Raw genomic sequence first — 26584 nt, 5'->3', positions numbered from 1 at the left:
CGGCCACCGGATCGGGCACCGACGGCAGTCCGGCGGACGGCTCGGCCACCGGATCGGGCACCGACGGCAGTCCGGCGGACGGCTCGGCCACCGGATCGGGCACCGACGGCAGTCCGGCGTCGGCATGCTCGGGTTCGGCGCCGCGTCCGCCGGCATCGGGCTCGCGTCCGGCATCGGCTGGGTGAAGGGACTCCGTGTCGTGCAGGGCGTGTTCGGCGCGCCGCTGCAACCGGCCACGCTGGGCATGCTGCGCGCCGCGTATCCGCCGGACCGGCTGCGGCCGCCGATCGCGGTACGGACCGCGGCCATCGGGGTCGCGGCCGCCGCAGGCCCGCTGGTGGGCGGGGCACTGGCGGCCGGGCCCGGCTGGCGGGCCCTGCGCCGGGTTCGGCCTCCTGGGAGCCGGGTTCGGCACGGTGATGGTGGCCGCCACCCATGTCGTCGTACGAGAGGCGGCCGTCGAGTCGGCCGGGGTTGCGGGCGGGCTCCAGCAGACCGCCATGAACGTCGGGCCGGTGCTGGGCGTGGCCGTGGCGACCGCCCTCATGGGCGCGGATCCGCGGCTTCCGCTCCTCGCCCTCGCCACGCTCGCCCTGGCGGGCGTGGCGGCGGGCCGTGCGCTGCCGGGACGTTTCGCCTCGATCGACGACGAGCAGGGCCATCCACAGGACCGCACACCTGTTCCTGCGCGACGATGAGATCGGAGGCCGCTGCGGCTGGGTAGGCCGGAGCACCTCGACGCTTGCATTCGTAAGGAGAGCGATGGCACAGCTGCGACAACAGGCCGAACCGGGCGAGGCCGGCCTGGATCCGAAGGCGCTGGACCGCCTCGACCAGCACTTCGCCCATTACGTCGACGAAGGGCGCCTGCCCGGATTCCTGGTCGCCGTCTCCCGCGGCGGACGCGTCGCCCACCTCACCACGCACGGCCACCGTGACGTGGCCGCCGGACTGCCGGTGGCGGCGGACACCCTCTGGCGGATCTACTCCATGACCAAGCCGGTCACCTCCGTCGCGGCGTTGCTGCTGGTGGAGGAGGGAAAGCTGTCCCTGGACGACCCGGTGGGCCGCCATCTGCCCGCCTTCGCCGAGCCACGGGTGTACGTCGAGGGCTCCGGCGCCGACGTCCGCACCCGCCCGGCCGCCGGACCGCTGCTGATCCGGCATCTGATGACCCACACCGCGGGCCTGACCTTCGCCTTCTACCACTGCCACCCCGTCGACGCCCTCTATCGCGACGCCAATCTTGAGTCCGCGGTGCTGCCCGGCTCGGATCTGGCCGAGACGGTCGAGGTGTACGCGAGCCTGCCGCTCCAGTTCGACCCGGGCACACAGTGGAACTACTCGGTCGCCACCAATGTCCTCGGCCGGGTCATCGAGGTCGTCTCGGGGCAGCCGCTCGACGTGTTCCTCGCCGAGCGCGTCTTCGGCCCGCTCGGCATGACCGACGCCGGTTTCCGCGTCACGGACCAACAGGCGGACCGGCTCGCCGAGTTGTACGGCGAGACCGACGACGGCCGCATCACTCCGATCCCGGGGCTTCCGCTCCGCGGCCGCCCCCGGTTCCTCTCCGGCAGCGGCGGTATGGCGGCCTCCGCCCATGACATGCACCGCTTCATGGAGCTGCTGCGCCGCCGCGGCGAACTCGACGGCGTCCGGCTGCTCGCCCCCGAGACGGTCGACCTGATGACCGCCAACCACCTCCCCGACGGGGCTGACCTGCGCTCCTTCGGCAGCCATCCCGCCCACGACGAACCCGGCAACGACGGCGTCGGCTTCGGCCTCGGCGTCTCCGTCGCCATCGACCCCGCCCGCACCCGGGCGCCCGCGGGCCTCGGTACCTACGGGTGGAGCGGCGTGGCGACCACGACCTTCTGGGTCGACCCGACCCGCGATCTCACGGTCCAGTTCATGACCCAGGTCCGGCCGAAGACCTCACACACGATGTTCGCGGACCTCAAGCGGCTGGTGCACGAGGCCGTCACTGACTGACGCGCAGCGTGAACTCCACTCCCTCCAGGGCCAGTTCACGGAGCCACTGAGACGACCGTGCCGCCGTCTCGGCGGCCCGGCTCAGGCCCGGTGGCAGGGAGCCGTCCAGGATGTGCCGGACGCCCAGTGCGAGGGGCCGGGAGACACAGCGGGCCATCGCGCTCTCCTCCTCGTCGCCGACCAGGTCGAGCAGGTAACTGCCCGTCCAGGTCCGCCCGTTCGCGCCGCGCACTTCGAGGCAGACCGCGAGGACGACCCGGTCCCGGTCGGCGTCGGTGGTCGGATGGGTCGCCGCCAGCTCCTTCGCCAGCGCGGCGATCCGGTCGTCGTCGCCGCGCTTCAGCTCCTCGAACACGGCGTCCCAGGCACGCAGCCAGCCCTCCAGACGCAGGGTGCCGCGGACGAAGGTGCGCGGCTTCCACTCCGGCGGCAGCGCGTACTGGTCGACGAAGGGAACGCTGTCACGGTTGGGGTAGACCTCGAAGGCCTCCCCCTCGACCACATGCCGCCGGGTCGCCTCCCAGGGCCGGTCCACGGCGGTCTCGGCGCCGTCCTCGATGTAACGGGCGGGCGAGCGCAGGGCGTTGAGGACTCCCTGGGGCGCCCAGCTGAAGCGGTACCGGAAGTCGTTCGGCTCCGCGGGCACCCCGCCGCAGTACGAGGTGAGACGGTACGACGCCGCCGTGCCCTCGCCGATCGCCTCCCGGGCGCCGGCGACGAGGGAGTGGGCGAAGAGGTGGTCGATGCCCGGGTCCAGGCCCGCCTCGGTGAGCACCACAAGGCCGGCCTCGGTGGCGTCCGGCACCTGCTCCAGCACCGCGTCCGACACATAGCTGGAGCACGCGAAGTGGGCACGCCGGTCCACACAGGCGGCCAGCAGCCCGGCGTGCTCGGGCGCGGGCAGCATCGACACGACGACATCGCCGGGCGCGAGGTCGGCCGTGAGCGCTTCCAGGGTGTACGCGCGTGGCTCGGCGCGTCCGGTCAGGCCCCGCTGGGCCAGGGCCTCGGCGGCGCGTTCCTCCGTGCGGTGCCACAGCCGCACCCGCCCCGCTGTCTCGCACAGCCGGGTCAGACCACTGCCGGTGGACAGTCCGGCGCCGATCCAGTGGACGGTGCCGTTCGCGGGAACCAGGTCAGTCACGGCGGAACTCCCCTTCTTCGATACCGGCTTCACGGCAAGCCTGATGGAACCGGCCCAGACAGCGCACCCACGCGTCCCCGGTCCCGAACGCCAGCAGCTGGGGCAGCAGCGCCGCCGAGAAGTCGGTGCTGGACTCCCTCGGCAGGAGGGAGGGCAGGTTGTCGATGGCGATGAGGTCCAGGGGCGGTTTCTCCCGCAGCCGGCGGGCCGGGTCCGTCCAGTCGGTGGTGCGGTCGTAGACCGGCAGGACGTTCAGGGGCGAGCCGACGTCGCAGGTGACATCGCAGAGGGTGCGCAGCCGCCGGGCGGGGTCGTCGAGGTCCTCGTCGCGGAGGAAGGGCGGGATGGGGCTGGTGGCGAGGACGGCGTTGACCATGACGTCGTGGGCGAGGAGGGCGGGGCGGTCCAGCTCGCGGGTCTCGGCGAGGTCCCAGCGGGTCGGTTCGACTCCGGCCGCCCGGAATGCCTCGCAGGCACCCCGGCCGCTGCGGCCCAGGGCGCCGATCACCAGCGCGCTGAACTGCTCGTCCCCGGATCGCAGCCGTTCGTCCAGCTCCTCCTTCGCCGTCGGCACGAGCGGCGCGGCGAGCCGGCCCCGGTGCTGGAGGACGGCCAGGGCGGCGCCCAGGTATCCGGCCCAGAAACCGAGGGCGGCGAGCCGCCGCCCGTCCTCGTCCACCAGATACTCGACGTCGTACAGCGCCCCTCCCCCGGCGGCGAACCGGCGGAGCAGACCGGCGGCACCCGGCTGCCGCTTGTAGGCGTGCCCGAAGAAGACATGCCGGTGGGTCAGCTCCGAGGGCTCATCGGGCAGTTCCTTCAGTCCTACGATCACGGCGTCGCCCGGCGCCGACACCCACGAGCCCGCCTTCGCGACCCGGCAGCCGGCCTTCTCGTACTCCTCGACCGGGAAGATCCGCTGCGGGGACTCCTCGACCGTCACCGTGACGCCGTTCGCGACGAGCCGCAGGGCGTCGGACGGGACGATCGGCGTGCGGCGCTCGGTGGAGCGGACCTCGTGTCGCAGCCACAGATGGAGCTCGGTCATACGCGGTTGGCCTCCGGGCGCGGGGCGTCGGCCGCGAACCGGCCGGCGCTCAAGGGGCTGGTGTCCACGAAGGGTACGCGGCCGAGGTACAGGTCGCGGACGACCTCGCCGACGGCGGGTCCCTGGAGGAAGCCGTGGCCGGAGAAGCCGGTCGCGTAGAGGAAGCGGGAGGGGGAAGTGGCCTCGCCGATCAGGGCGTTGTGGTCCGGGGTGAGCTCGTACAGGCCCGCCCAGCCGCCGGTGCGGCGCAGGTCGAGGAGGCCGGGGGCGCGCTGCTCCATGGCCTCGTACAGCCGGGGGATCCAGCGGTCGTGGGTGCTGGTGTCGAAGCCGGGACGCTCGTCGGGGTCGGACAGGCCGACGAGGAGGCCGGGGCCCTCGGAGTGGAAGTACAGGCTGGTGGTGAAGTCGATGGTCATGGGGAGGCCGGGTGGCAGGCCGGGGACCGGTTCGGTGACGGCGATCTGGCGGCGCAGCGGCACCACCGGCAGGTCGACCCCGGCCATCGCGCTGACGGCCCGCGACCAGGCACCGGCCGCGCAGATCACCGTGCCGGTGGCGATCCGGCCCCTGGTGGTCCGCACGCCGGTGATGGTGTCGCCGTGCAGGTCGATGCCGGTGACCTCGGTGTGCCGCAGCACGGTCGCGCCGTGGCGGCGGGCGGTGGCCGCGTAGCCCTGGACGACGGACTCGGGGGTGCAGTGCCCGTCGTCGGGTGAGTACGCGGCGGCCAGCAGACCGTCGGTGACGATCAGCGGCGAGAGCCGGCGGGCCTCGTCCGGGTCGAGCATGCGGCTGGGCACACCGAGGGAGTTCTGGAGCCGTACGCCCGCCTCGAAGGAGGCGACCTCCTCGGGAGTGGACAGCAGGAACAGATAGCCGACCTTGTGCAGCCCGATGTCCTGCCCGGTCTCCGCCTCGAACCGGTCGAAGGCCTCCAGGCTGCGGGCGCCGAGCCGGATGTTGAGCTCGTCGGAGAACTGCGCCCGCACCCCGCCGGCCGCCTTGGAGGTGGAGCCCGCGGCCAGTTCGTCGCGTTCGACGAGGACGACGTCCCGTACGCCCGCGCGGGCCAGATGACAGGCGATGCTCGCGCCCATCACCCCGCCGCCGATGACCACGGCCTCGGCCTTCACCGGCCCGCCTGCCGCGCCGCGTCGATCACGGCCCAGGCCGCGGCGGCGTCCTGGATGCCGAGGCCGACGCTGTTGTAGTAGACGATGTCGGCGGGCCCGGTGCGGGCGGTGTGGGAGCCGGTGAGGACGCCGCCCAGGGGGATCAGGTCATCGGGCGCGAGCCGGGCGGCCACGATCGGGCCCGCGTGATGGGCCGCCGTCTCCGGGTCGTCCACGACGACGGCCGCTGACCGCCGTACGACTTCCGCGTCGACCTCGTGGCGGGTCGGTTCGAAGGAGCCGACGCTCACCACCGTGCAGCCGGGCGCCAGCCACTCGCCGCGCACCACCGGGGTGGCGCTCAGGGTGCAGGCGGCGACGAGGCAGGCCCCGGTGACGGCCTCCTCGGCGGTGCCGACCGGTTCGACGGTGAGGCCCAGCTCGGCCGTCAGGGTCTCGGCGGCGCGGGTCCGGTTGCGCGCGGTCGGGCTCCACAGCCGTACGGACTTCAGGTCCCGCACCCGGGCGAACGCGTGGGCGTGGGCGAGGGCCTGGGTGCCGGAGCCGAGGAGGGCGAGGTCCGTGCTGTCGGGGCCGGCCAGCGCGTCGACGGCGACGGCGCTGCCCGCCGCTGTGCGCAGGGTCGTGAGCGCGGTGCCGTCCATGACCGCGGCCAGGCGGCCCGTGACCGGGTCGAGCGCGGTGACGACGGCGTGCACGGTGGGCAGCCCGGCGGCCGCGTTGCCCGGGTTGACGCTGCCGATCTTCGCGACCGCCCCGGTGTCCGCGGAGAGCCGGGAGAGGTAGGCGAACATGACGCTGTCGTCGAAGCGGCTCGGGTGCATGATCTTCCCGGGCAGATCGGCGCCCGTGGAGCCGAGGGCGACGAAGGCCGTGCGCTGCGAGGCGATGGCCGCGTCCCAGGAGAGCAGCCGGGTGACCTGGTCGCCGGAGAGGAAGAGGACGTCGTCGGTCATTCCCTCTTCCTGTCCGGGCGGCCCTCGCGCCAATCAGGACCAGTGCGCCACGGCGTCCAGATGGGGCAGATGGTGGTCCAGACGCTCCCGCTTGGTGCGCAGATAGGTGATGTTGTTCTCGCACGGCGGGATGAGCAGCGGGACCTGCTCGGCGACCGTGATGCCGTGCTCCAGCAATGCCTCCCGCTTGCGCGGGTTGTTGGACATCAGGCGGACGCTGCGTACGCCGAGGTCGTCCAGGATCCGGGCGGCGACGCCGTAGTCGCGGGCGTCCACGGGCAGTCCGAGGGCGAGGTTCGCCTCCACGGTGTCCAGGCCCTCCGCCTGCAGGGCCATCGCGCGCAGCTTGGCGAGCAGTCCGATGCCGCGGCCCTCGTGCCCTCTCAAGTAGACGACGACACCGCGGCCTTCGGCGACGACCGCGCGCAGCGCCGAGGCCAGCTGGTCGCCGCACTCGCAGTGCTGGGAGCCGAAGGCGTCACCGGTCAGGCACTCCGAATGCAGCCGGGTCAGGACGTTCTCGGTGCCGATGTCACCGTAGACCAGGGCCACTTGCTCGTCACCGCGGTCGTGGTCGAGATAGCCGACCGCGCTGAATTTCCCGTACACCGTGGGCAACGGGGCATTCACAACGCGTTCCACGCCGGTGCGCTTCTGTGACTTCTTTCCGAGTACGCCAACTTTTTCTGTCATGATCTGGTTCCTAAGCAGAGACGAAAGGCCGTGAAAAGATGAGTGGTTCGGAAACGCGGTCGGCACATGCTCTGGTGCCGGCGGACACCACGGAAGACGTGCGGACGCGCGGGGCGGGCGTCTCACGGCAGGTCGCCGTCCTTCCCGTCGGGAGCTTCGAACAGCACGGCCCCTTCCTGCCGCTCGCCACGGACACGCTCGTCGCCTGTGCCGTCGCACGGGAGATCGCCGCCGCGTACCCGGTGCACCTCCTCCCTCCGGTGACGATCTCCTGCTCGCACGAGCACGCGGCGTGGCCGGGAACCGTCAGCATCTCCTCGGTGACCCTTCATGCGGTGATACGGGACATAGCGGAATCGCTCCGCCGCTCGGGCGTGGAGGCCCTGGTGGTGGTCAACGGCCACGGCGGAAACTATGTACTGGGCAACGTCGTTCAGGAGTCCTCCGCGCGCGGTGAGCGCATCGCGCTGTTCCCGGCCGCGGAGGACTGGGAGACGGCTCGGGAACGGGCCGGGGTCGCCACCTCGCTGCTGACCGACATGCATGCGGGGGAAATAGAGACCTCCATCCTTCTGCATACGCATCCGGAAATGCTGCGGCCCGGATACGAGACCTCCGATTTCGTCGCGGACGACCGGCGTCATCTGCTCTCCCTCGGTATGTCCGCCTATACCGATTCGGGTGTCATCGGCCGCCCTTCCCTGGGTTCGGTGGAAAAGGGGAAGCAACTGCTGGCGAGCCTTTCGGATTCCTTCGCCGCGTATTTCTCCGTGCTGGGCGCAGAGTAGGGCCCCCAGCGGCGGACGACCAGAACCAGGACACCGGGCAGACTCGCGGCAAGGCACAGGACGCCGTACACGACGGCGACCGCGAGTCCGCTGCCCGCGCCGAGCCCTGCGGCGCCGAACGCCCAGGCGGTGACGCCCTCTCGGGGGCCCCAGCCGCCGACGTTCAGCGGCAGGCTCATCGCGAGCAGGGCGAGCACGGCCAGCGGCAGCAGTACGGCGACGGAGGCGGTGGTGCCCGCGACGCGTGCCGCGAGGACGAACGTGGCGAGGTGTCCGGCCAGCACGACGACGGACGACACCGCGACGCCGGGCCAGTTGCACAGCGACGCCAGCCCGCTGAGCGAGGCGCGCACTCGGCTCATCCGTAGTGCGAGGACGACCGCGGATGCGCCGATGGCGGCGAGCGCGAGCAGCGGCACCAGGTGGCGGGCGTCGTCGCGCACGGGCGACGGCATGGTCAGCAGGACGACGGCGCCGGCCAGGGCCAACACGATCTGTCCCGCGGCCCGTTCGAGCACGACCGAGCGCACTCCCCGGCCTAGGTCACCGGCGCTGCGTCCGTGCCGGACCGCGCGGTGCACATCACCCAGGACGCCGCCGGGGAGGGCCGCGTTCAGGAACAGCGCGCGGTAGTAGTCGGCGACGGCCGCGCCGAGCGGCAGCCGGATCCGCAGTCCCCGGGCCACCAACTGCCAGCGCCAGGCGCTGAACACGGTGGTGACGACGCCGATCCCGACGGCCGCGAGCACGGCGGTGGCGTCGATGCGGCGCAGGCCGTCGAGGAAAACGCCGGTACCGAGCCGCCAGAGAAGCACGGTGAGGATGGCGAGGCCACCGACGGTGCCGATGCGAGCGCGGAGCTTCGCGGCCCGGGGGGTGCTGGGGGCGGCCTTATCGGGGGCGGGGGCGGGGGCGGCGGAGACGGTGGCGGCCGCGGGGACGGACAGGGCCGTCGGCCGCTGGGCCGATGCGGCCGTAGCCGGAGTCGGGGACACGGCGGGAACCGCGGACACGGTAGCGGCCGCAGGGACGGACAGGGCCGTCGGCCGCTGGGCCACCACGGCCGTAGCCGGAGTCGGGGACACGGCGGGGGCCGCTGAGACGGTGGCGGCCGCGGGGACGGACAGGGCGGTCGGCCGTTGGGCCGCCCGGGCCACCGAGGCGCGTCGGTGCGCGCAGGGCCGCTCGGCGGTACGCGTCACGGAGGCTCGCGGATGAGTACCTGTGCCCCTCGCCTCCGCCCGCAGGGGAACACCGGCCGACCCGGCCGGGGCCCCCACCGTCTCCGCGCTCATGACGTCGCCCCGTCCGCCGGGCGGGACAGCGCCAGCAGGTCGCTGTGGTGGACCACGGCCCGCAACTCTCCGGCCGCGCAGGCCTCCAGGCGTTCCCGCAGATAGCGCTCGGCCGGGACGCGCAGCTCCGGGCGCTGTTCCACCGCCGCGCCGACCCAGCCGCGCAGCCACTGCGCGGTGAGCGCGGACTCGGCGGGGCCGAGCTGCCAGGGGCTCGGATGCACCCGTACGGTCGCCCCGCGTGCGGAGAACGCCTCGCAGGCGACTGTGATCGCGTCCGGTCCGAGCAGGCCGGAGCGCCGCTGATGGGCGTTGAAGGCCTCGGCGATCTCGCCGTCGAGGGGGTCGGACGGGGTGAGCTCCACGCGGCCCGCGACGGACAGGGTCAGCAGCGCCGGGCAGCCGGCACCGGTGCAGGCGGCGACGAGGGTCTCGATCTCCTCCAGGGTGAGAACGTCCAGCAGCGCGGAGGCCGTCACCAGCGAGGCTCCTGCCAGGCCGTCCGGGGTGAGCCGGGCGATGTCGCCCCGGCGGGTCTCGACGGTGACCCGGCTGCCGTCGGCGGCGGCGCGCGGGGAGGCGACGGCGGCGAAGTGCAGCAGGTAGGGGTCGCGGTCGTGCAGGATCCAGTGCTGGGGGCCGTCGAGTCGGGGCGCGAGCCAGCGGCCCATCGAGCCGGTCCCGCAGCCCAGGTCGTGGATGACCAGTCCGTCGGCCTTGCCGGGCAGATTGGCCAGCCGGATCCGCAGTGGATCGATCAACTCGGCTGCCCGCGCGGCCCCGTCGGGCCCTTCGCGCAGCTCCAGCCACTCGGGGGCGTAGCGCGGGGCCTCCTCCGGGCCGGACTCCCGCAGCTTGAGCGTCGGGCGTTCGCCGGGACCCGCACCGGGGATGACGAGATCGTCGGCCACGTCTGTCGCCTCCCTCGGCGCCGGAATCCACCCCGTGTCGTGTGTCTGCGCCGTCTTCCTCATGCCGCCCTCCTGGGTTCGTTCGGCAGTCGGCCCAGTACTCCGGCCAGGCTGCGGGCCGTGGTCGCCCAGCCGTCGAGGGCGGCCCTGCGGCCCCGGGCGGCCGCCTTCAGCCGGCGTCGTACGTCCGCCTCGCCGAACCAGCCCCGCAGTTCGGCGGCGAGCGCTGCGGGGTCCTCCGGCGGGACGAGGATGCCGGGCACCCCGCCGTCGGGGGCGCGTCCGACCGCCTCGGGCAGGCCGCCGACGTCCGTCGCCAGCACCGGGATGCCGCGCGCGAGCGCCTCGGTCACGGCCATGCCGTAGGTCTCGGCGTAGGACGTGAGCACCATCAGGTCGGCCGCGGCGTAGCTGGCGTCGAGTTCGGCGCCGGCCTGCGGTCCCGCCAGGACCAGCCGGTCCTCAAGGCCGTACTTCCTGATCAGGACCCGAAGTCCGGCCACGTACTCCGGATCGTGGGCGAGTCCGCCCACGCACACGCAGCTCCACGGCAGGTCGGTCACCGCCGCCAGCGCCTCGACCAGCCGGTGCTGGCCCTTGCGCGGGGTCACCGCGGCCACGCACAGCAGCCGGGAGACCCCGTCGGTGCCGGCGGCGAGGGGGGCGATGTCGGCGCCGGGGGCGGCGACATGGACGCGGTCGGGGGCGAGGCCGTGGTGGGAGACGAGGCGGCGGACGGCCCAGTCGGAGGTCGCGATGACGGCCGGGACCGCCCGCAGCACCGCCCGCTCCCGCGCGTCCAACTCAGCTGCCACGCCGGCCGAAAGCCCCGTCTCGTCACCCAGCGGAAGATGCACCAGCACCGCGATCCGCAGCCGCTCCGCCTCGGGTACGACGATCTCGGGCACCCCGCACGCGACGAGACCGTCGACCAGCACCACCGTGCCGTCCGGCAACTCCCCGAGCATGCGCGCGAGTTCCGTCCGCGCCGCCTCACCGGGCCGGGGCCACTCCCCCGCCACCGCGTGCTGATGGACCTGCCAGCCGAAGCCGGGCAGGTCCAGACTCACCCTGCGGTCATAGGCGTTGCCGCCGCTCGGCGTGGCCGGGTCGTCGACGCCGCCCGGCATGACGAAGTGCACGGAGCGCAGGGACATGGGCACGATCTCGGCGTTCTTGAGGGCGGAGTGCTGTACGGGCACATAGGTGAGGCGCGCCCGGTCCACGGTCAGGTCGGTCACAGGGCACGCTCGTAACTCGCCCAGGCGACATGCGACTCGTGCAACGTGACCGTGAGACCGGCGAGGCCCTTGGCGCCCTCGCCCAGCGCCCCCTTGTGCACGCGCTCGGCGAGCCGGTCGGCGATGACCTTGGCCAGGAACTCCGTGGAGGTGTTGATCCCGGCGAAGTCGGGTTCGTTGTCGAGGTTGCGGTAGTTCAACTCGGCCACGACGGCGCCCAGTTCCTGGGTGGCGAGTCCGATGTCGACGACGATGTTGTCCTCGTCCAGCTGTTCGCGCCGGAACGTGGCGTCCACCAGGAACGTCGCTCCGTGCAGTCGCTGCGCGGGGCCGAAGACCTCGCCGCGGAAGCTGTGGGCGATCATGATGTGATCGCGGACGGTGATGCTGAACAACGGACGACCCTCCAGGTGCGGCGCGTCTGATCCCCGGCTGATCGTTGCCCGGGATGTGGAGTAGTACGGCTCTTCGCTTCCCGTTGTTCAGCCGTCTCTCACTCTTTTCTCAGGTCAGGCGCTTCCGCGGTACCGCACCCGGTGACACAGCGCCGGAATCTCCCCGGACGCGAGCCTCGGCAGCACCTCCGGCAACTCCTCGAACGCGCTTTCCCCCGTGACCAGGGCGTCCAGCGCCGGGTCGGCGAGGAGTTCGAGGGCGAGAGCGAGCCGGTCGCCGTAGGTGCGGCCGGCGCGCGCGGAGGGGGAGACGGTGCCGACCTGGCTGCTGCGGATGACGAGCCGCCGGGAGTGGAAGGCCTCGCCGAGCGGGAGGCTGACCCGCCGGTCGCCGTACCAGCTCAGTTCGAGGACCGTCCCTTCGCTGGACAGCAGTTCCAGTGAGCGGGCGAGGCCCTGCTCGGTCGCGCTGGCGTGCACGACGAGATCGCGCTCCCCGCGTGCGTCCTGCGGCAGCGCGAAGTCGACGCCGAGCGCCTCGGCGGTCTTGGCCCGCGCCGGATCGGCGTCCACCAACTGGACCCGTACGCCCGGGAAGCGGGCCAGGAGCGCGGCCACCGAGCAGCCGACCATGCCGCCGCCGACGACCGCGATCCGGTCGCCGACCAGGGGCGCGGCGTCCCAGAGCGCGTTGACCGCGGTCTCGACGGTGCCGGCGAGGACGGCTCGTTCGGCGGGTACGTTCGCGGGTACCCGGGTCACCGCGGTGGCCGGGACGACGTAGCGGGTCTGGTGGGGGTAGAGGCAGAAGACGGTGCTGCCGACCAGGTCCGCGGGCCCTTCCTCGACCTCTCCGACGCTGAGGTAGCCGTACTTCACGGGTGCCGGGAAGTCGCCCTCCTGGAACGGCGCCCGCATGGCCGCGTACTGGCTCTCGGGGACGCCGCCGCGGAAGACGAGGGTTTCCGTGCCGCGGCTCACTCCGGAGTACAGGGCGCGGACCAGCACCTCCCCCTCGGCGAGGGCCGGAAGGGTGACCTCCCGGACCTCGCCTTCACCCGGACTGCTGAGCCAGAACGCGCGTGCGGGTGGCCTCATCCGCATCCTCCTGAACGATCGGGAAGTAGTTCACGTACCGAGGTGTGCACAGGCCGCGCACAGTACGCGGCGTTGATCGACTCTGTCACACGGCCGGAGGATGTTCGGTGGCCCTGAACAACACGTACGACGCGAGGCTGGTCCAGCAGGAGACAGCGCTCGGAGCGGGCGTCCAGATCCTGGTGCTGACGCTGCTCGGCACGGCGATCGGCATGGGGCCCGCGGGCTGGCTGACCGGACTCGCCTTCGCCGTCGCCACCTGGGCGGTGCTCTCCCGGGCCCTGCACCGCTCCCGGCTGCGCTCCTTCGGTCCCGCCAACCGGGTCACCCTCGGCCGCTCCATCCTGGTCGGCGGTGTGACCGCGCTGGTCGCGGACTCCTTCCAGAGCCCGCCACCGCTGACCCTCCTCGTCGGTCTGACGGCCGTGGCCCTGATCCTCGACGGCGTCGACGGCAAGGTCGCCCGCCGCACCGGCACGTCGACCGCGCTGGGCGCCCGCTTCGACATGGAGGTCGACGCGTTCCTGATCCTGGTGCTCAGCGTCTACGTCTCGGTGGCGCAGGGCCCGTGGGTGCTGCTGATCGGCGCTATGCGCTACGGCTTCGTGGCCGCCGCCCGCTTCTGGCCGTGGCTGAACGCCCCGCTGCCGCCGAGCACGGCCCGCAAGACGGTGGCCGCGTTCCAGGGCGTGTTCCTGCTGCTGGCCGCCTCGGGCCTGCTGCCGCACCTCGTCGAGTTCGGTGTCGTCGCCACGGCGCTCGCGGCGCTGGTGTGGTCGTTCGGGCGGGACATCCTGTGGCTGTGGCGGACCTCGCGGGTTCAGGAGGCCGTCGAGGCGGAGGAACTGGTCTCCGTGTCTGTGTGACAGCCGGTCCCCGCCCGACGCGGCAACAGCGCCACCGCCGCCGGCGGTACGGCCGCCAGGACCAGCCAGGGCACGGCCACCGGGAGCCCGCTGCGGCGAGGACGGCGGAGCCGGTTCCCCCGGCGGGTCGGCGGCGGGCGCCGAGGTGGAGGGTGCGGGCGCAGATGAGCGCGGCGGTGACGACGGCGACGAGGAGGGCGACCGCCATCAGCGACAGGGAGACGCCGAGGGCCTGGAGGACCTCGGGCGCGACCTCCCGGCCGCTTAGCCAGGACCGGCCGAGGCCGCCCCGCCGGAGCCCGCCCAGCCACTGCCCGAGCAGCTGGAACGGGCCTGCTTCGAGGCCGAGTTGGTCCCGGATGTCCGCCAGCACCTCCGGCGTGGGATCGCGGTCCGCCGAGCGTGCCCTGAGCACGGTGAGCGCCGGGTCGGTGTGCGAGACCCAGGGCAGCACACCGATGGCGCACACCAGGGCGGCCGCGATCCCGGCCCGCCACAGGAGGGCGCCTGCCTGTCGACGCACGGATCAGCGCCGGGTGCCGAGGCCGACGAGCGTGCGCTCGTACGGGTCGAGCAGCGCGCCGCGCACCGAGGCGCCGACGCCGGTGATGATCCGCTGATGCACCAACGGCACGACGGCGTCGGTGCCGAGGATCTGCGCTTCGGCGGCCATCGCCGCGTCCTGCCGCTCGGCGGTGCCGACGGCGTCCTCGGCCCTGGCGACCGCCCGGTCGACGTCCTTGTCGCAGAGCTGGGCGATGTTGTAGCCGCCGTCGCAGGTGTAGTCGCCGGCGAGGATGGAGACGGGATCGCCGGTGTCGACCAGGGTGTTGCGGGCGAGGACGAAGGCGTCGAACGTGCCCGCGAGGGCGTCGGTCTCCAGCCGCGAGTACTCGCGCACTTCGAGGGTGACGTCGAACCCTGCCTCTTCCAGCTGCTGCTTGAGCACCTGGGCGACTTCGGGGAGCTCTGGACGGTTGTCGTAGGTGGCGAGGGTGATCTTCGTGCCGTCCGGTCCGGCCGCCCCGGCCCTCCCCACCGGCCGCTGCCGCTTGCCCTCGGCCCAGGTGACGGCGGGCCCGTAGATCCCGGCACCGGCGTCGGCGTACCCCTCGTACACATCCTCGGCGAGCACGGAGGTGTCGACGGCACCCCGGGCGGCGGCCCGCAGCGCGGCGTCCTTGAAGGGCCCGGACCGGGAGTTGAGCAGCAGGCTGGTGGTCCGTGCGGTGGCGGTGGCCTCACGGACGCCCTGGTCGAGCGAGGCGGCCTGGGCGACGGGCACGGCCTCGGCGAGGTCGATCTGCCCGGTGCGCAGCGCGCTGGTACGGGCGGTGCCGTCCGGGATGAACTTGACGTCGATCCCGGGCGCCTGGGCACGACCGCCCCAGTAGTCGTCGTAGCGGTCGAGGGTGGCGGCGGTGCTGCCCATGATCTTGGTCAGCTCGAAGGGTCCGGTGGCGGTACCGACGAGATCGACGCGATCCGCGGCGCCGTACGCCTTGGCGGAGAGGACGGCGAGTGAAGGGCTGGACAGCCGCAGCGGGAGGACGGGGTCGGGATCGTCGGTGGTGATCCGTACGTCCGTGTCGCCGATGGCCTTGGCGGTGAGTCCGACGCCGGCCAGGGCGGCGGGCGCGGGCTTGGCCTCGGTGGCGTGCGCAAGGGAGGCGGCGACCGCGGCCGGAGTGACGGCGGTGCCGTCCTGGAAGGTGGCCTCGCGCAGCGTGAACACCCATGTGCGCGCGCCCTCCTGCCGCCAGGAGGCGGCCAGCGCGGGAGCGGCGGCCCCGTTGGCGTCGAGGGAGGTCAGCCCTTCGGTGACCCCGAGCCGGCTGAGGATGGTGGCGTCGGCGCCGTAGGGCGACAGATTCTCGGCAGGCGGAAAGGCGAGCGCGACACGCAGCCGGGAGCCGGCGGCGGCATCGTCGGAGGAGCCGCTGCCGGAGGAGGCGAAGCAGCCGGTGAGCACGGGAGCGAGCAGGAGGGCCAGAAGCAGACGCAGTCGGCGCACGGTCGTTCTACCGCCCCATCGGTATCTCGAAATGAACGATCCCCTGCCCAGCACCGGGATCCTCCCGCTCGTCATGCACCACTTTCCCCAGGGACCGCCAGAACGCCTCCGCACCCTCAACTGCCGGATCGGTGTGCAGACATACGGCCCGATACCCCCCGTCCGCGGCGGCAAAGGCGACCAACTCCCGCACAAGCCGCCGAACCAGCCCGCGCCGCCGATGCCCGGCACGCACATAGATCCGCCGCAGCTGCGCGGTCTCACCGGAGGGATACCGCTCGGCGAGCTCGCGCGGGTTCGGGGTGTGAGCGGGGCCCCGGGAGTCGAGGGCCGCGGTGGCGACGATCTCTCCGTCCTCGGGGTCGAGCGCGACGAGGAGGGTGTGCCGAACCGGCACCAGATAAGCGGCGACCGGATCGACGATGTCCCCGTGCCAGCGGGGCACATACCCACTGCCGAAGTCCCGGTAGACGGTGTCGAGCATCACGGCCCGGGCACCACCGACGTCGTCCGGGCCCGCCGCCCTGATGTTGTAGTCACGCACTTGCACATCATATGCAATAAGGCGCCGTGGTGATCACCGGCTGCGTGGTGATCACCGGCTGTGCGGTGTGGCGCAGATCACTCGTCACGAGTGCAGCGCCACAGGGGTGCCAGGGCCTTCTCACAGGTGTAGGTGACTGGCGACAGCAGGGACGTGTGGATGCAGCGGGCTCGGGGCGGTGAGTTCGACGGCTTTGTGGCGGCCCGGTGGTCCGGGCTGCTCCATCTCGCACGCCTGCTCACCGGAGGGGATCGGCATCGGGCCGAGGATCTGCTGCAGGAGTCCTTGGTCAAGCTCTGGTTCGTCTGGGCGAGGGTGGGCGAGGAGGCGCCGGAGGCGTACGTCCGTCAGGTCATGGCACGCGCCGCAGCCCGGTCGGCGCGACGGCGGTGGTGGGGCGAGCGGCCCGTCGAGCAGGTGCCGGAGGTGGCGCTGCCCGGCGATGTGTCCGCTGTCGTCGCCGAGCGGTCGCGGCTCGAAACCGCGCTCGCGCAGTTGCCCCCCAAGCAGCGCGCGGCCGTGGTGCTGCGCTATTACCAGGACCTGCCCGATCGGCAGGTCGCGGAGGTGCTGGGCTGCCCGGTGGGCACCGCCCGCTCGCACGCCTCCCGCGGAGTCGCCCGGCTGCGGCAGCTCCTGTCCGACGTCATCGAGCCGGTGGGGTGAAGGAGGAGCCATGGACCACTTCGAAGAGCAGCTGGCGCAGTTGATGCGCTCCTCCCAGGAGTACACCCCCTTCGAGCCCCGGCACCGGGACCGGCTCCATGAGGCGGTGCGGACCCGGCGCCGGCTCCGTGCCGCCCGTAACGCCGCCGGGTCGGTGCTCGCGGTCGCCGTACTCGCGCTCGCCCTGCTGCTGCGCCCCGGCGGGACCCAGCAGGTCGAGCCCAGCTCCCCGGCTCCCGCGCCGACCACCACGGTGCCGGGCCCCTCCCCCACGCCGACGTCGGACCAGCCGAGCACGACGCCGACGTCCAGCGACGCGTCCACGGACATGTCCACCCCTACGTCCACTCCCACGGACACCTCCGTGGCCACCTCGCCGCCGGTCACCTCCACGGAATCGGAATCGGAGTCGGTCCCCCCGCCCGAGAACACCACTCCGCCCGAGACCACCACCCCCTGACCGGGCCCCGCGCCTCCGGAACACCCCGCCCCGGCTGCCTTCGGCCTGCCCGGCGGCAGAGCACAGACAAGGACGAACAGTGACAAAACAGCGGGAGCAGCTCGCGACGCGGCGGCCCATAGACGTCGACCCCCGCGCCCCCGTTCTCGACCTCGTCGTGCCCGTCTTCAACGAGGAGGCCGAGCTCGAACGCAGCGTGCGCCGGCTCCATGCCCATCTCCACGCCGGCTTCCCGTACCCCTTCCGCATCACCGTCGCCGACAACGCCAGCACGGACGCCACCCCCCGCATCGCCGCCCGCCTCGCCCGCGAGCTGCCGGAGGCACAGTGGCTGCGGCTGGAGCAGAAGGGGCGCGGCCGGGCCTTGCGGGCGGCCTGGTCACGGTCGTCGGCGCCAGTACTGGCGTACGTCGATGTCGATCTGTCGACCGAACTGGCCGCGCTGCTGCCGCTCGTCGCGCCCCTCATCTCCGGCCACTCCGACCTCGCCATCGGCACCAGACTGGCGCCGGGATCACGTGTGATCCGAGGCCCCAAACGGGAGTTCATCTCCCGCGGCTACAACACCCTGCTCCGCTCCACCCTGGCCGTCGGGTTCTCCGACGCGCAGTGCGGGTTCAAGGCGGTACGGCGTGATGTCGCCGAGCGGTTGGTGCCGTTGGTGCGGGACGAGGAGTGGTTCTTCGACACCGAGCTGCTGGTGATCGCCGAACGGGCCGGGCTGCGCATCCACGAGGTGCCGGTCGACTGGGTGGACGACCCGGACAGCCGCGTCGACATCCTCGCCACCGCCCTCGCCGACCTGCGCGGAATCGCCCGCATCGGCACGGCCCTGGCCCGCGGCACCCTTCCGTCCGACGCGGCGCGCCCAGGGCTCCTCCCCCAACTCCTGCGCTTCGCCCTCGTCGGCGCCCTCAGCACCCTCGCCCACCTGCTGCTCTACACCGCCCTGCGCCCGGCGACCGGAGCGCAGGCCGCCAACGCGCTCGCGCTCCTGGTGTGCGCGGTGGCCAACACGGCCGCCAACCGGCGGTTCGCCTTCGGTCTACGCGGCCGGGACGGGGCGCTGCGGCACCAGGCCCGCGGCCTGCTGGTCTTCGCCCTGGGCCTGACGCTCACCTCCGGAGCGCTGGCCACGCTCCACCTCACGACACTCGACGCCTCTCCGCGCACGGAACTGGCCGTACTCGTCGCCGCCAACCTCACCGCGACCCTGCTGCGGTTCCTGCTCTTCCGCGCCTGGGTGTTCCGCAAGGGGGCCCGATGAACGCCACCGACACCCGGCCGACCTGGAACGCCCGCCTCACGGAGGTCCGGCCTCCGCACCCGTTGCGTGCGGCCGCCGCACACTACGGCCCCGTACTCGCCCTCTACGGCGCCCTGAAGCTGATCGGCTTCACCGTCTTCCTGTATCTGCTGCACTCCGCGGGCGACTTCCGCGAGAAGCACCCCCGCTTCGGTGGCGGCGCACGCCCCTGGGACGTGCTCGCCACCTGGGACGGCTGGTGGTACCAGCAGGTCGCGGAACACGGCTACGACCCCGCACTCGTGCCGGTCCCCGGCGCCACCGGAATGATCACGATCGAAGGCAACTCGGCCGCCTTCTTCCCGCTGTACCCGGCGCTGATGCGCCTGGTCTCCGAGGCCACAGGGCTGGGTTCGTACGGCGCCGGACTGCTTGTCTCGGTCGTCGCGTCCTTCGCGGCGGCCCTGGGGATCTACACGGTCGCCGAACAGTTCGGCGGCCGGCGGGCGGGTCTTGCCGCGGCCGGGCTGTGGGCCGTATGGCCCGGCTCGGGCGTGGAGTGGGCGGTGTACTCCGACTCCCTCTACGTCGCCCTGGCCGCCTGGGCCTGCCACGCCATGCTGAGCCGCAACTGGCTCACCGCCGGTCTCCTCACGTTCCTCGCCGGACTCAACCGCCCCACCGCTGGCGCCCTGATCGCGGCCCTGGGCGTCGCCGTCGCGCTCGCCCTGCACCGGCATCGGCGGGAGGAGGGCGTCGTACGCCCGCTGCTCGCCCTGGCGATGGCACCGCTCGGCCTCTTCGGGTACCTGGCCTGGGTCGGGCACCGCATGGGCGACTACGGCGGCTACTTCAAACTCCAGGACGGCGCCTGGGCGCACACCTTCGACTACGGCGAACAGACCCTGGACGTCCTCACCTCCGTCCCGGTGGGCCGTTTCGACTACCTGTTCGCCTATCCCTTCGCGGACGTCGTCGGTGTCGGCACGGTCCTGCTCGCCTTCACGATGCTCGGGCTGCTGTTCCGCCACCGTCCGCCGGCGCCGCTCGTGGTCTACACGGCGCTCACCCTGGCCCTGATCCTCGGCAGCCAGCAGATCTTCGCCAACGTCTCCCGCTACCTCCTTCCCGCGTTCCCCCTCTTCCTCCCCCTCGCCCTCGCCCTGCGCCGCCTCAGCCCCCTGATGATGTGCTGGCCTCTCGGCATCGCGGCGGTGGCCTCCGGGTCGTACGCGGGGTACGTGCTCTTCGAGCTCGGCGTGCCGTAGGGAAGGCTCGCGCCCAGCCGTTGAGGAAGGTCAGGCTGGTCGGGTCGTAGCGGTTACCGGCGATCTGCTCGGGCGGGGCGGCGGCCTCGATGGCAGCCAGATCCTCGGAGGACAGGTCTACGGCGAGGGCGGCGAGGTTCTCCTCCAGGTACCGCTGGCGCCGGGTGCCCGGGATCGGCACGACGTCGTCGCCCCGGTGCTGCACCCAGGCGAGGGCGTGGTCCCGCCGGAGGTGTCCGCCCTCGCCTCGGACAGCCCGAGGTACCGGCCCTTCCCGGCGCGCACCAACTCGGCCATGGCCCCGACGGTCTCCTCGATCGGCACTTCGGGGTCGACCCGGTGCTGGTAGTAGAGGTCGATGTGGTCGACCCCGAGCCGGCGCAGCGATGCCTCGCAGGCCCAGCCGGTTGGCGAACCCGAACTTCGTGGCCAGCACCACCTCGTCACGGCGTCCGGCGACGGCCCGTCCGATCAGTTCGTCGTTGTACCCGGTGCCGTGGAAGTCGGCGGCCTCCTGGGCTCGTCGGAGACGTCTGCCCGGAACGGTAGGAATTGGAGTGCTCTCCAAGTCGAACGACGGTGTCCGGCGACGCGACGAGGCCCCTACGCAAAAACAGCTTGTGCGGACCGAGGAGAACCTCGACCCGCACAAGCTGGGAATGTGTCCGAGGGGGGACTTGAACCCCCACGCCCGATAAAGGGCACTAGCACCTCAAGCTAGCGCGTCTGCCATTCCGCCACCCGGACTAGGTGTCTGCCGCCTTGACGGGGGTGTTCCCCGCGGCGACAGGGACAACAATACCAAGGTTTCGGAGTGGCCTTCACCTGCATATCCGTCGGCCGAGGGGCGTGAGCGGAGCCTCCTCCGGAAGGTTTCACCAAGAGCGATGGATTGCTCACCCTGGGGTGTTCATGGCCTGGTCCTCCCAGGTCAGCAGGTGTCCCCCGCGATCGTGAGCTCGACGATGTTCTTGCGCCGGTCCCGGGTGCTGCGCCGCCGCGCCACCAGGCCGTGGTCCTCCAGTCCGTCCAGGAGCGACACCATGGTGGTGCGGTCGACGCTCAGCCGGCCGGCCGCCTCGACCTGCGACAGCGGCCGCGCGCTGGACGGCACCGCGAGCACCGCCGGCTCATGCGCGCCCACCCCGTACGGAGCCGGCGCCGCGGCGTAGGTACGGGCCGGCTTGACCTGCGCCAGCCGGAGGAGGTGGCCGAGACGGGTGTCCGGGCGAGCGCCGGGGTGTGGGTCGGGGGACGCGGGAGGTTCGTCACTCACCATGCGCGGACTGCAGCGATCAGCTTCCGCTCCGACCCGATCATCACCCGACCCGAATCACCGCGGGTTCCGGCCGCCTCCGACGGCGTCCCCGCTCTTACGGCATGAGGTGGTACTCCGGGAAGTTCCCCGGCAACCGCTCCCCCGCCGGCCCTTGTGTCACCGCGCGCACCAGCAGCGCCCCGCCGACGAAGGCGCCGCGCCAGGACGCGCCGAACCCGCCGAACAGCTCGTCGCGGTCGCCACGGGAGCGCGGGGTGCCATGGCCGACCTTGAAGGCGCGGATCTGCGGGGCGAGGCGGTCGAAGGCCGACCGGTCGTCCGTGGACAGCGTGGCGACCAGGGCGCCGTTGGAGGCGTTCATGGCGGCCAGCAGTTCGGCTTCGGTGTCGACCAGGACGATGGTGTCGACCGGGCCGAACGGCTCCGCGTGATGCAGCGGTGAGGACGGCGGCGGGTTGAGCAGCGTGACGGGCTGGACGTAGGCCGCCGTGTCCTGGCCGGGCAGGAAGCGCGCGTCGCGCAGACTGCCGCGGTGCAGCGGCACGGCGCCCCGGTCGACGGCCTCGGCGACCTGGTCGTGCAGCTCCTTGGCCTTGGCCGCGTTGATCACCGGACCGAAGTCCAGCGCCGGGCAGGGGTCGTCGGGGTGCTCGACGGCCAGTGGGTGGCCGACCCTGAGCGTGCGCACCGCCGGGAGGTACGCCGCCAGGAACTCGTCGAACAGCGTGCGTTGGACGACGAAGCGCGGGTACGCCGTGCAGCGCTGTTTGCCGTAGTCGAAGAGCTTGGGCACGACCGCGGTGAGCGCGTCCCAGTCCGTGTAGTTCCAGATGCCCCAGGTGTTCAGTCCCTCCTGTTCGAGTACATGTCGTTTGCCGAGGTCGGCGACGGCCGTGGCCACCGCGGCGCCGGTGTCGCGGCCGCCGACGAAGGAGATGCAGCCGATCTCGGGCGCCCGCACCAGCGCCTGGGACAGCTCGCCCCCGCTGCCGCTGACGAGGGTGACGGGAATCCCTTCGCGGGCGGCGAGCGCCGAGGCCAGGGTGAGACAGGAGACGCCGCCGTCGGTCGGGGTCTTGGCGATGACCGCGTTGCCCGCCAATGCCTGTACCAGTACTGCGTGAACGAGCACGCTCATCGGGTAGTTCCAGCTCGCGATGTTGGAAACCGGGCCGTCCAGCGGGGCCCGTCCGGCGAGCATCGGCTCGATGCCGTCGACGTACCAGCGCACGCCGTCGATCGCCCGGTCGACGTCGGCCTGCGCGAGCCGCCAGGGCTTGCCGATCTCCCAGACCAGCAGCAGGGCGAGGAGTTCGCGGTGCTGGGTGAGGGCGTCGAGGGTGGCCGCGACACGGGCACGGCGTTCGTCGAGGGAGATGTGCCGCCAGGCGCGGTGCTGGTCGAGCGAGGCGCGTACGGCCCGGTGGGCGGTGGCCCGGTCCAGGCGGGGCGGGCCCGCGACGGGGCTGCCGTCGACGGGGCTGATGCCGGGCACGGCACGGCCGTCCGCCTGCCAGGCGCCGTTCCAGAGGTTGAGGACACGGTCGTCCCGGAAGGCCTCGGGGGCGGCGGCGAGACACCGCTGCCAGGCCTCGGTCCAGGAGGTGCCGGATTTGAGGGTGAGGGTGGTTGTCATGGGTTGCTCCGCTCTCGGTGCACAGTCGGGGGCGGTGGTACGCGGCTTACCGCTGTTCTTCGAGTCGCGCGAGCACGAGTCCCGCGGTCTCCGTCGGGGTGCTCCCCACCCGGACCCCGGCCGCCTCCAGCGCCTCCTTCTTCGCCGCCGCCGTGCCGGAGGAGCCGGAGACGATGGCGCCGGCGTGGCCCATGGTCTTGCCCTCGGGGGCGGTGAATCCGGCGATGTAGCCGACGACGGGCTTGGTGACGTGGTCGCGGACGTACGTGGCGGCGCGCTCCTCCGCGTCGCCGCCGATCTCCCCGATGAGGACGACGATTTCGGTGTCGGGGTCGTCCTGGAAGGCGGCGAGGCAGTCGATGTGGGTCGTCCCGATCACCGGGTCGCCGCCGATGCCCACGCAGGTCGAGAAGCCGATGTCACGGAGTTCGTACATGAGTTGGTAGGTGAGCGTGCCGGACTTGGAGACCAGGCCGATACGGCCCGGCTTGGTGATGTCGGCGGGGATGATGCCCGCGTTGGACTGGCCCGGGGTGATCAGGCCGGGGCAGTTGGGGCCGATGACACGGGTGCCCTTGTCCTTCGCGTACGTCGTGAAGGCGACGGAGTCGTGCACCGGGATGCCCTCGGTGATCACGACCGCGAGGCCGATGCCGGCGTCGGCGGCCTCCACGACGGCCGCCTTGGCGAAGGCGGGCGGCACGAAGACGACGCTGACGTCCGCGCCGGTCTCCGCCATGCCCTCGCCCACCGAGCCGAAGACGGGGACGGCCCGGTCGTCGAAGTCCACGCTGCGGCCCGCCTTGCGGGGGTTGACGCCGCCCACGACGTCGGTGCCGGCCGCGAGCATGCGCCGGGTGTGCTTCATGCCCTCGCCGCCGGTCATGCCCTGGACGAGGACCTTGCTCTCCTTGGTGAGGTAGATCGCCATGGTGTCCCGTCTCCTTAGGCTGAGGTGGCGAGTTGGGCGGCCCGGCGGGCGGCGCCGTCCATGGTGGTGGCCTGCTCGACCAGCGGATGGGCGTGCTCGTCGAGGATGGCGCGGCCGCGCGCCGCGTTGTTGCCGTCGAGCCGTACGACGAGCGGCTTGGTCAACCGCACCTCGTCCAGGGCCTTGACGATGCCGTCGGCGACCGTGTCGCAGGCGGTGATGCCACCGAAGACGTTGACGAAGACCGACTTCACGGCCGGGTCGGAGAGGATCACGGACAGACCGTCGGCCATGATCTGGGCCGAGGCTCCGCCGCCGATGTCGAGGAAGTTGGCGGGGCGGGAACCACAGCCGGCGACCACGTCGAGCGTCGACATCACGAGTCCCGCGCCGTTGCCGATGATGCCGACCTCGCCGTCGAGCTTGACGTAGGTGAGGCCCTTGGCGGCGGCGGCCGCCTCCAGCGGGCCGTCGTGCACCTCGCCCTCGGCGCCCCAACGCGCCTGCCGGGAACCTGCGTTGTCGTCGAGGGTGACCTTGCCGTCGAGGGCGAGGATCTGCCCCTGCCGCGTACGGACGAGTGGGTTGACCTCGACGAGCACGGCGTCCTCGCGGACCAGCACCTCCCACAGCCGCACCAGGACGTCGACGGTCCGGGGCGGGAGTCCTGCCGCCCCGGCGATCTCGCTCGCCTTTCCCGAGGTGACGCCCTCGGCCGGGTCGATGTGGACGCGGGCCACGGCCTCCGGCCTCCTGGCGGCGACCTCCTCGATCTCCATACCGCCTTCCGCGGAGGCGATGGCGAGGAAGCGGCCGGCGGCGCGGTCGAGGACGTAGGAGACGTAGAACTCCGTCTCGATGTCCACGGGTTGGGCCAGCATCACCTTGCCGACGCGATGGCCCTTGATGTCCATACCTAGGATCTGGCGGGCCGTCAGTTCGGCGGCGGCCGGGTCCGCGGCGAGCTTCACTCCGCCCGCCTTGCCGCGCCCGCCCGTCTTCACCTGCGCCTTGACGACTACACGTCCGCCGAGCCGGCGAGCGATCTCGCGCGCCTCCTTCGCCGAGTCCGTGACCTCGGCTCTCGGCACCAAGATGCCGTGGTCCTCGAAGAGTTCCCTTGCCTGGTGCTCGTACAGGTCCATTCCGGCTCCTGACTCAAAAGTGCCGCACGCCCCCTGGACACCACCCACCGGATGCGGGATAACAAGCTTCATACAGTATTCGTCGACTGTATGCAATGTACCGCGAGAGCCTTCCAACCCCCTACGAAGGGACAGGACTTCGCCATGCCCGACGACACCCAGGACGTCATTTCCGGTGGTCATCTCGTAGCCAAGGCCTTGAAGGCCGAGGGGGTCGACCGCATCTACACCTTGTGCGGCGGCCACATCATCGACATCTACGACGGCTGCGTCGACGAGGGCATCGAGGTCGTCGACGTGCGTCACGAGCAGGTCGCCGCGCACGCCGCCGACGGTTACGCCCGCATCACCGGCAAGCCCGGCTGCGCCGTCGTCACCGCGGGTCCCGGTACGACCGACGCGGTCACCGGCGTCGCCAACGCCTTCCGCGCCGAGTCCCCGATGCTGCTGATCGGCGGCCAGGGGGCGCTCACCCAGCACAAGATGGGGTCCCTCCAGGACCTCCCGCACGTCGACATGATGACGCCGATCACCAAGTTCGCCGCGGCCGTGCCGGACACGGCGCGCGCGGCGGACATGGTGTCCATGGCGTTCCGCGAGTGCTACCACGGCGCGCCCGGGCCCTCCTTCCTGGAGATCCCGCGGGACGTCCTCGACGCCAAGGTGCCCGCCGCCAAGGCCCGCGTGCCCCGGCCCGGCGCCTATCGCGCCTCGACCCGCTCCGCCGGCGACCCCGAGGCGATCGAGAAACTCGCCGACCTGCTGGTGCACGCCGAGAAGCCCGCGATCCTGCTGGGCAGCCAGGTATGGACGACCCGTGGCACCGAGGCCGCCATCGAACTCGTCCGCACCCTCAACATCCCGGCCTACATGAACGGCGCCGGACGCGGCACCCTGCCGCCCGGCGACCCGCACCACTTCCAGCTGTCGCGCCGGTACGCCTTCTCGGGCGCCGACGTCATCGTCATCGTCGGTACACCCTTCGACTTCCGCATGGGCTACGGCAAGCGGCTGTCGCCGGACGCCACCGTCGTGCAGATCGACCTCGACTACCGGACCGTCGGCAAGAACCGCGACATCGACCTCGGCATCGTCGGCGACGCCGGGCTGGTGCTCAAGGCCGTGACCGAGGCCGCCTCCGGACGCCTCAACGGCGGTGCGTCCAAGCGCAAGGAGTGGCTGGACGAGCTGCGTTCGGCCGAGCAGACCGCGATCGAGAAGCGACTGCCGCACCTGCGCTCGGACGCCTCCCCCATCCACCCCTACCGGCTGGTCAGCGAGATCAACGACTTCCTCACCGAGGACTCCGTATACATCGGCGACGGCGGCGACATCGTCACCTTCTCCGGTCAGGTCGTGCAGCCCAAGTCGCCCGGCCACTGGATGGACCCGGGCCCGCTCGGCACCCTCGGCGTCGGCGTCCCCTTCGTCCTCGCGGCCAAGCAGGCCCGCCCGGACAAGGAGGTCGTCGCCCTCTTCGGGGACGGCGCCTTCTCCCTCACCGGCTGGGACTTCGAGACCCTCGTCCGCTACAACCTCCCCTTCGTCGGCATCGTCGGCAACAACTCCTCGATGAACCAGATCCGTTACGGCCAGAAGGCCAAGTACGGCGAGGCACGCGAGCGCGTCGGCAACACCCTCGGCGACGTCCATTACGACAAGTTCGCGCAGATGCTGGGCGGTTACGGCGAGGAGGTGCGCGACCCCGCCGACATCGGCCCCGCACTCCGGCGCGCCCGCGAGTCCGGGAAGCCCTCGCTGATCAACGTCTGGGTCGACCCGGACGCGTACGCCCCCGGAACCATGAACCAGACCATGTACAAGTGAGGTGG

At 72.2% G+C, this 26584-nt stretch carries 23 protein-coding genes, 1 tRNA gene and 4 pseudogenes; 9 read left to right on the top strand and 19 right to left on the bottom strand.

Annotated elements, in window-relative coordinates; genetic code table 11:
• Together RMT89_RS06005 and RMT89_RS06000 are read left to right on the top strand one after the other, a co-directional pair.
• A pseudogene (locus RMT89_RS06005) lies at positions 1–698 on the top strand (MFS transporter); the annotation flags it as partial.
• A 64-nt stretch (positions 699–762) separates the two neighbouring features.
• Positions 763–1992 carry a serine hydrolase domain-containing protein gene (locus RMT89_RS06000; protein WP_315882849.1) on the top strand — a complete coding sequence of 410 codons (1230 nt, stop codon included), beginning with the start codon at positions 763–765 and terminating at the stop codon, positions 1990–1992.
• Here the strand turns inward: RMT89_RS06000 and RMT89_RS05995 are convergent.
• The 5 genes from RMT89_RS05995 to ribA are packed head-to-tail and all read right to left on the bottom strand — an operon-like array spanning position 1982 to position 6969.
• Entirely contained in the window at positions 1982–3136 is a 1155-nt protein-coding gene (locus tag RMT89_RS05995) for a saccharopine dehydrogenase family protein (RefSeq protein WP_315882848.1), read from the bottom strand. The genes RMT89_RS06000 and RMT89_RS05995 overlap by 11 nt on opposite strands.
• Complete coding sequence (locus tag RMT89_RS05990; protein WP_315882847.1) at positions 3129–4184, bottom strand: saccharopine dehydrogenase; 1056 nt, start codon at positions 4182–4184, stop codon at positions 3129–3131. The genes RMT89_RS05995 and RMT89_RS05990 overlap by 8 nt, the downstream gene beginning before the upstream one ends.
• On the bottom strand, positions 4181–5320 hold the full coding sequence (locus RMT89_RS05985; protein ID WP_315882846.1) for an FAD-binding oxidoreductase: 1140 nt from the start codon (positions 5318–5320) through the stop codon (positions 4181–4183). The genes RMT89_RS05990 and RMT89_RS05985 overlap by 4 nt, the downstream gene beginning before the upstream one ends.
• Positions 5317–6276: an ornithine cyclodeaminase family protein gene (locus tag RMT89_RS05980; protein ID WP_315882845.1), complete on the bottom strand. Its 960-nt coding sequence runs from the start codon at positions 6274–6276 to the stop codon at positions 5317–5319. The genes RMT89_RS05985 and RMT89_RS05980 overlap by 4 nt, the downstream gene beginning before the upstream one ends.
• A gap of 33 nt (positions 6277–6309) precedes the next feature.
• Complete coding sequence (gene ribA, locus RMT89_RS05975; protein ID WP_315882844.1) at positions 6310–6969, bottom strand: GTP cyclohydrolase II; 660 nt, start codon at positions 6967–6969, stop codon at positions 6310–6312.
• Positions 6970–7007: 38 nt separating this feature from the next.
• On the opposite strand from ribA, the gene RMT89_RS05970 reads away from it, so the two are divergent.
• A complete protein-coding gene (locus RMT89_RS05970) occupies positions 7008–7757 on the top strand; it encodes a creatininase family protein (protein WP_315882843.1) in 750 nt (249 codons plus the stop codon).
• A 62-nt stretch (positions 7758–7819) separates the two neighbouring features.
• Here RMT89_RS05970 and RMT89_RS05965 read toward each other — a convergent pair.
• From RMT89_RS05965 to RMT89_RS05945, 5 genes and pseudogenes are all read right to left on the bottom strand, one after another.
• Positions 7820–9052, bottom strand: a pseudogene (locus tag RMT89_RS05965) (lysylphosphatidylglycerol synthase transmembrane domain-containing protein); the annotation flags it as partial.
• Positions 9049–10026, bottom strand: a complete 978-nt coding sequence (locus RMT89_RS05960; RefSeq protein ID WP_315882842.1) for a class I SAM-dependent methyltransferase — start codon at positions 10024–10026, stop codon at positions 9049–9051. The gene RMT89_RS05960 and the pseudogene RMT89_RS05965, both read right to left, overlap by 4 nt.
• The gene (locus RMT89_RS05955; RefSeq protein ID WP_315882841.1) at positions 10023–11204 is read right to left on the bottom strand and encodes a glycosyltransferase family 4 protein; all 1182 of its coding nucleotides are present in this window, start codon (positions 11202–11204) and stop codon (positions 10023–10025) included. Before RMT89_RS05955 ends, RMT89_RS05960 begins: the two co-directional genes overlap by 4 nt.
• Positions 11201–11599 carry a 6-carboxytetrahydropterin synthase gene (locus tag RMT89_RS05950; protein ID WP_315882840.1) on the bottom strand — a complete coding sequence of 133 codons (399 nt, stop codon included), beginning with the start codon at positions 11597–11599 and terminating at the stop codon, positions 11201–11203. The genes RMT89_RS05955 and RMT89_RS05950 overlap by 4 nt, the downstream gene beginning before the upstream one ends.
• Before the next feature lie 114 nt (positions 11600–11713).
• Positions 11714–12697, bottom strand: a complete 984-nt coding sequence (locus RMT89_RS05945) for a zinc-binding alcohol dehydrogenase (RefSeq protein ID WP_315882839.1) — start codon at positions 12695–12697, stop codon at positions 11714–11716.
• Positions 12698–12804: 107 nt separating this feature from the next.
• On the opposite strand from RMT89_RS05945, the gene RMT89_RS05940 reads away from it, so the two are divergent.
• Positions 12805–13563, top strand: a complete 759-nt coding sequence (locus tag RMT89_RS05940) for a CDP-alcohol phosphatidyltransferase family protein (protein WP_315882838.1) — start codon at positions 12805–12807, stop codon at positions 13561–13563.
• 91 nt (positions 13564–13654) lie between these two features.
• On the opposite strand, the pseudogene RMT89_RS05935 reads toward RMT89_RS05940, so the two are convergent.
• The 3 genes and pseudogenes from RMT89_RS05935 to RMT89_RS05925 all read right to left on the bottom strand — a co-directional run.
• Positions 13655–14086 (bottom strand): annotated as a pseudogene (locus tag RMT89_RS05935) (ABC transporter permease); the annotation flags it as partial.
• A 3-nt stretch (positions 14087–14089) separates the two neighbouring features.
• Positions 14090–15577, bottom strand: a complete 1488-nt coding sequence (locus tag RMT89_RS05930; RefSeq protein ID WP_315882837.1) for an ABC transporter substrate-binding protein — start codon at positions 15575–15577, stop codon at positions 14090–14092.
• Between the two features lie 7 nt (positions 15578–15584).
• On the bottom strand, positions 15585–16121 hold the full coding sequence (locus RMT89_RS05925) for a GNAT family N-acetyltransferase (protein ID WP_315882836.1): 537 nt from the start codon (positions 16119–16121) through the stop codon (positions 15585–15587).
• 159 nt (positions 16122–16280) lie between these two features.
• On the opposite strand from RMT89_RS05925, the gene RMT89_RS05920 reads away from it, so the two are divergent.
• The 4 genes from RMT89_RS05920 (at position 16281) to RMT89_RS05905 (ending at position 19761) form a co-directional block, all read left to right on the top strand.
• Entirely contained in the window at positions 16281–16787 is a 507-nt protein-coding gene (locus RMT89_RS05920; RefSeq protein WP_315882862.1) for a SigE family RNA polymerase sigma factor, read from the top strand.
• A 10-nt stretch (positions 16788–16797) separates the two neighbouring features.
• Positions 16798–17247: a hypothetical protein gene (locus RMT89_RS05915; protein WP_315882835.1), complete on the top strand. Its 450-nt coding sequence runs from the start codon at positions 16798–16800 to the stop codon at positions 17245–17247.
• A 79-nt stretch (positions 17248–17326) separates the two neighbouring features.
• Positions 17327–18514: a bifunctional glycosyltransferase family 2/GtrA family protein gene (locus RMT89_RS05910; protein ID WP_315882834.1), complete on the top strand. Its 1188-nt coding sequence runs from the start codon at positions 17327–17329 to the stop codon at positions 18512–18514.
• The gene (locus RMT89_RS05905; protein ID WP_315882833.1) at positions 18511–19761 is read left to right on the top strand and encodes a glycosyltransferase family 39 protein; all 1251 of its coding nucleotides are present in this window, start codon (positions 18511–18513) and stop codon (positions 19759–19761) included. The genes RMT89_RS05910 and RMT89_RS05905 overlap by 4 nt, the downstream gene beginning before the upstream one ends.
• Before the next feature lie 16 nt (positions 19762–19777).
• Here RMT89_RS05905 and RMT89_RS05900 read toward each other — a convergent pair.
• From RMT89_RS05900 to sucC, 6 genes and pseudogenes are all read right to left on the bottom strand, one after another.
• Positions 19778–20275: pseudogene (locus tag RMT89_RS05900) on the bottom strand (aldo/keto reductase); the annotation flags it as partial.
• Between the two features lie 148 nt (positions 20276–20423).
• Positions 20424–20508 (bottom strand) — tRNA-Leu (locus tag RMT89_RS05895).
• A 184-nt stretch (positions 20509–20692) separates the two neighbouring features.
• A complete protein-coding gene (locus tag RMT89_RS05890) occupies positions 20693–21040 on the bottom strand; it encodes a MarR family winged helix-turn-helix transcriptional regulator (protein WP_315882832.1) in 348 nt (115 codons plus the stop codon).
• Between the two features lie 94 nt (positions 21041–21134).
• The gene (locus RMT89_RS05885) at positions 21135–22676 is read right to left on the bottom strand and encodes an aldehyde dehydrogenase family protein (protein WP_315882831.1); all 1542 of its coding nucleotides are present in this window, start codon (positions 22674–22676) and stop codon (positions 21135–21137) included.
• A gap of 46 nt (positions 22677–22722) precedes the next feature.
• Positions 22723–23607 (bottom strand): succinate--CoA ligase subunit alpha, encoded by an 885-nt coding sequence (sucD, locus tag RMT89_RS05880; protein WP_315882830.1) that lies wholly within the window; start codon positions 23605–23607, stop codon positions 22723–22725.
• A 14-nt stretch (positions 23608–23621) separates the two neighbouring features.
• Complete coding sequence (gene sucC, locus RMT89_RS05875; RefSeq protein ID WP_315882829.1) at positions 23622–24752, bottom strand: ADP-forming succinate--CoA ligase subunit beta; 1131 nt, start codon at positions 24750–24752, stop codon at positions 23622–23624.
• 144 nt (positions 24753–24896) lie between these two features.
• Between sucC and RMT89_RS05870 the strand changes: the two genes are divergently transcribed.
• Positions 24897–26579 (top strand): thiamine pyrophosphate-binding protein, encoded by a 1683-nt coding sequence (locus RMT89_RS05870; RefSeq protein ID WP_315882828.1) that lies wholly within the window; start codon positions 24897–24899, stop codon positions 26577–26579.
• Positions 26580–26584: the final 5 nt, after the last annotated feature.

Origin of the sequence: Streptomyces sp. P17 (assembly GCF_032436805.1) — a bacterium.
In the GTDB taxonomy this organism is placed as follows: domain Bacteria; phylum Actinomycetota; class Actinomycetes; order Streptomycetales; family Streptomycetaceae; genus Streptomyces.
The sequence above is the reverse complement of the archived record's forward strand: the minus strand, read 5'-3'. Positions and strand labels throughout refer to the sequence as shown.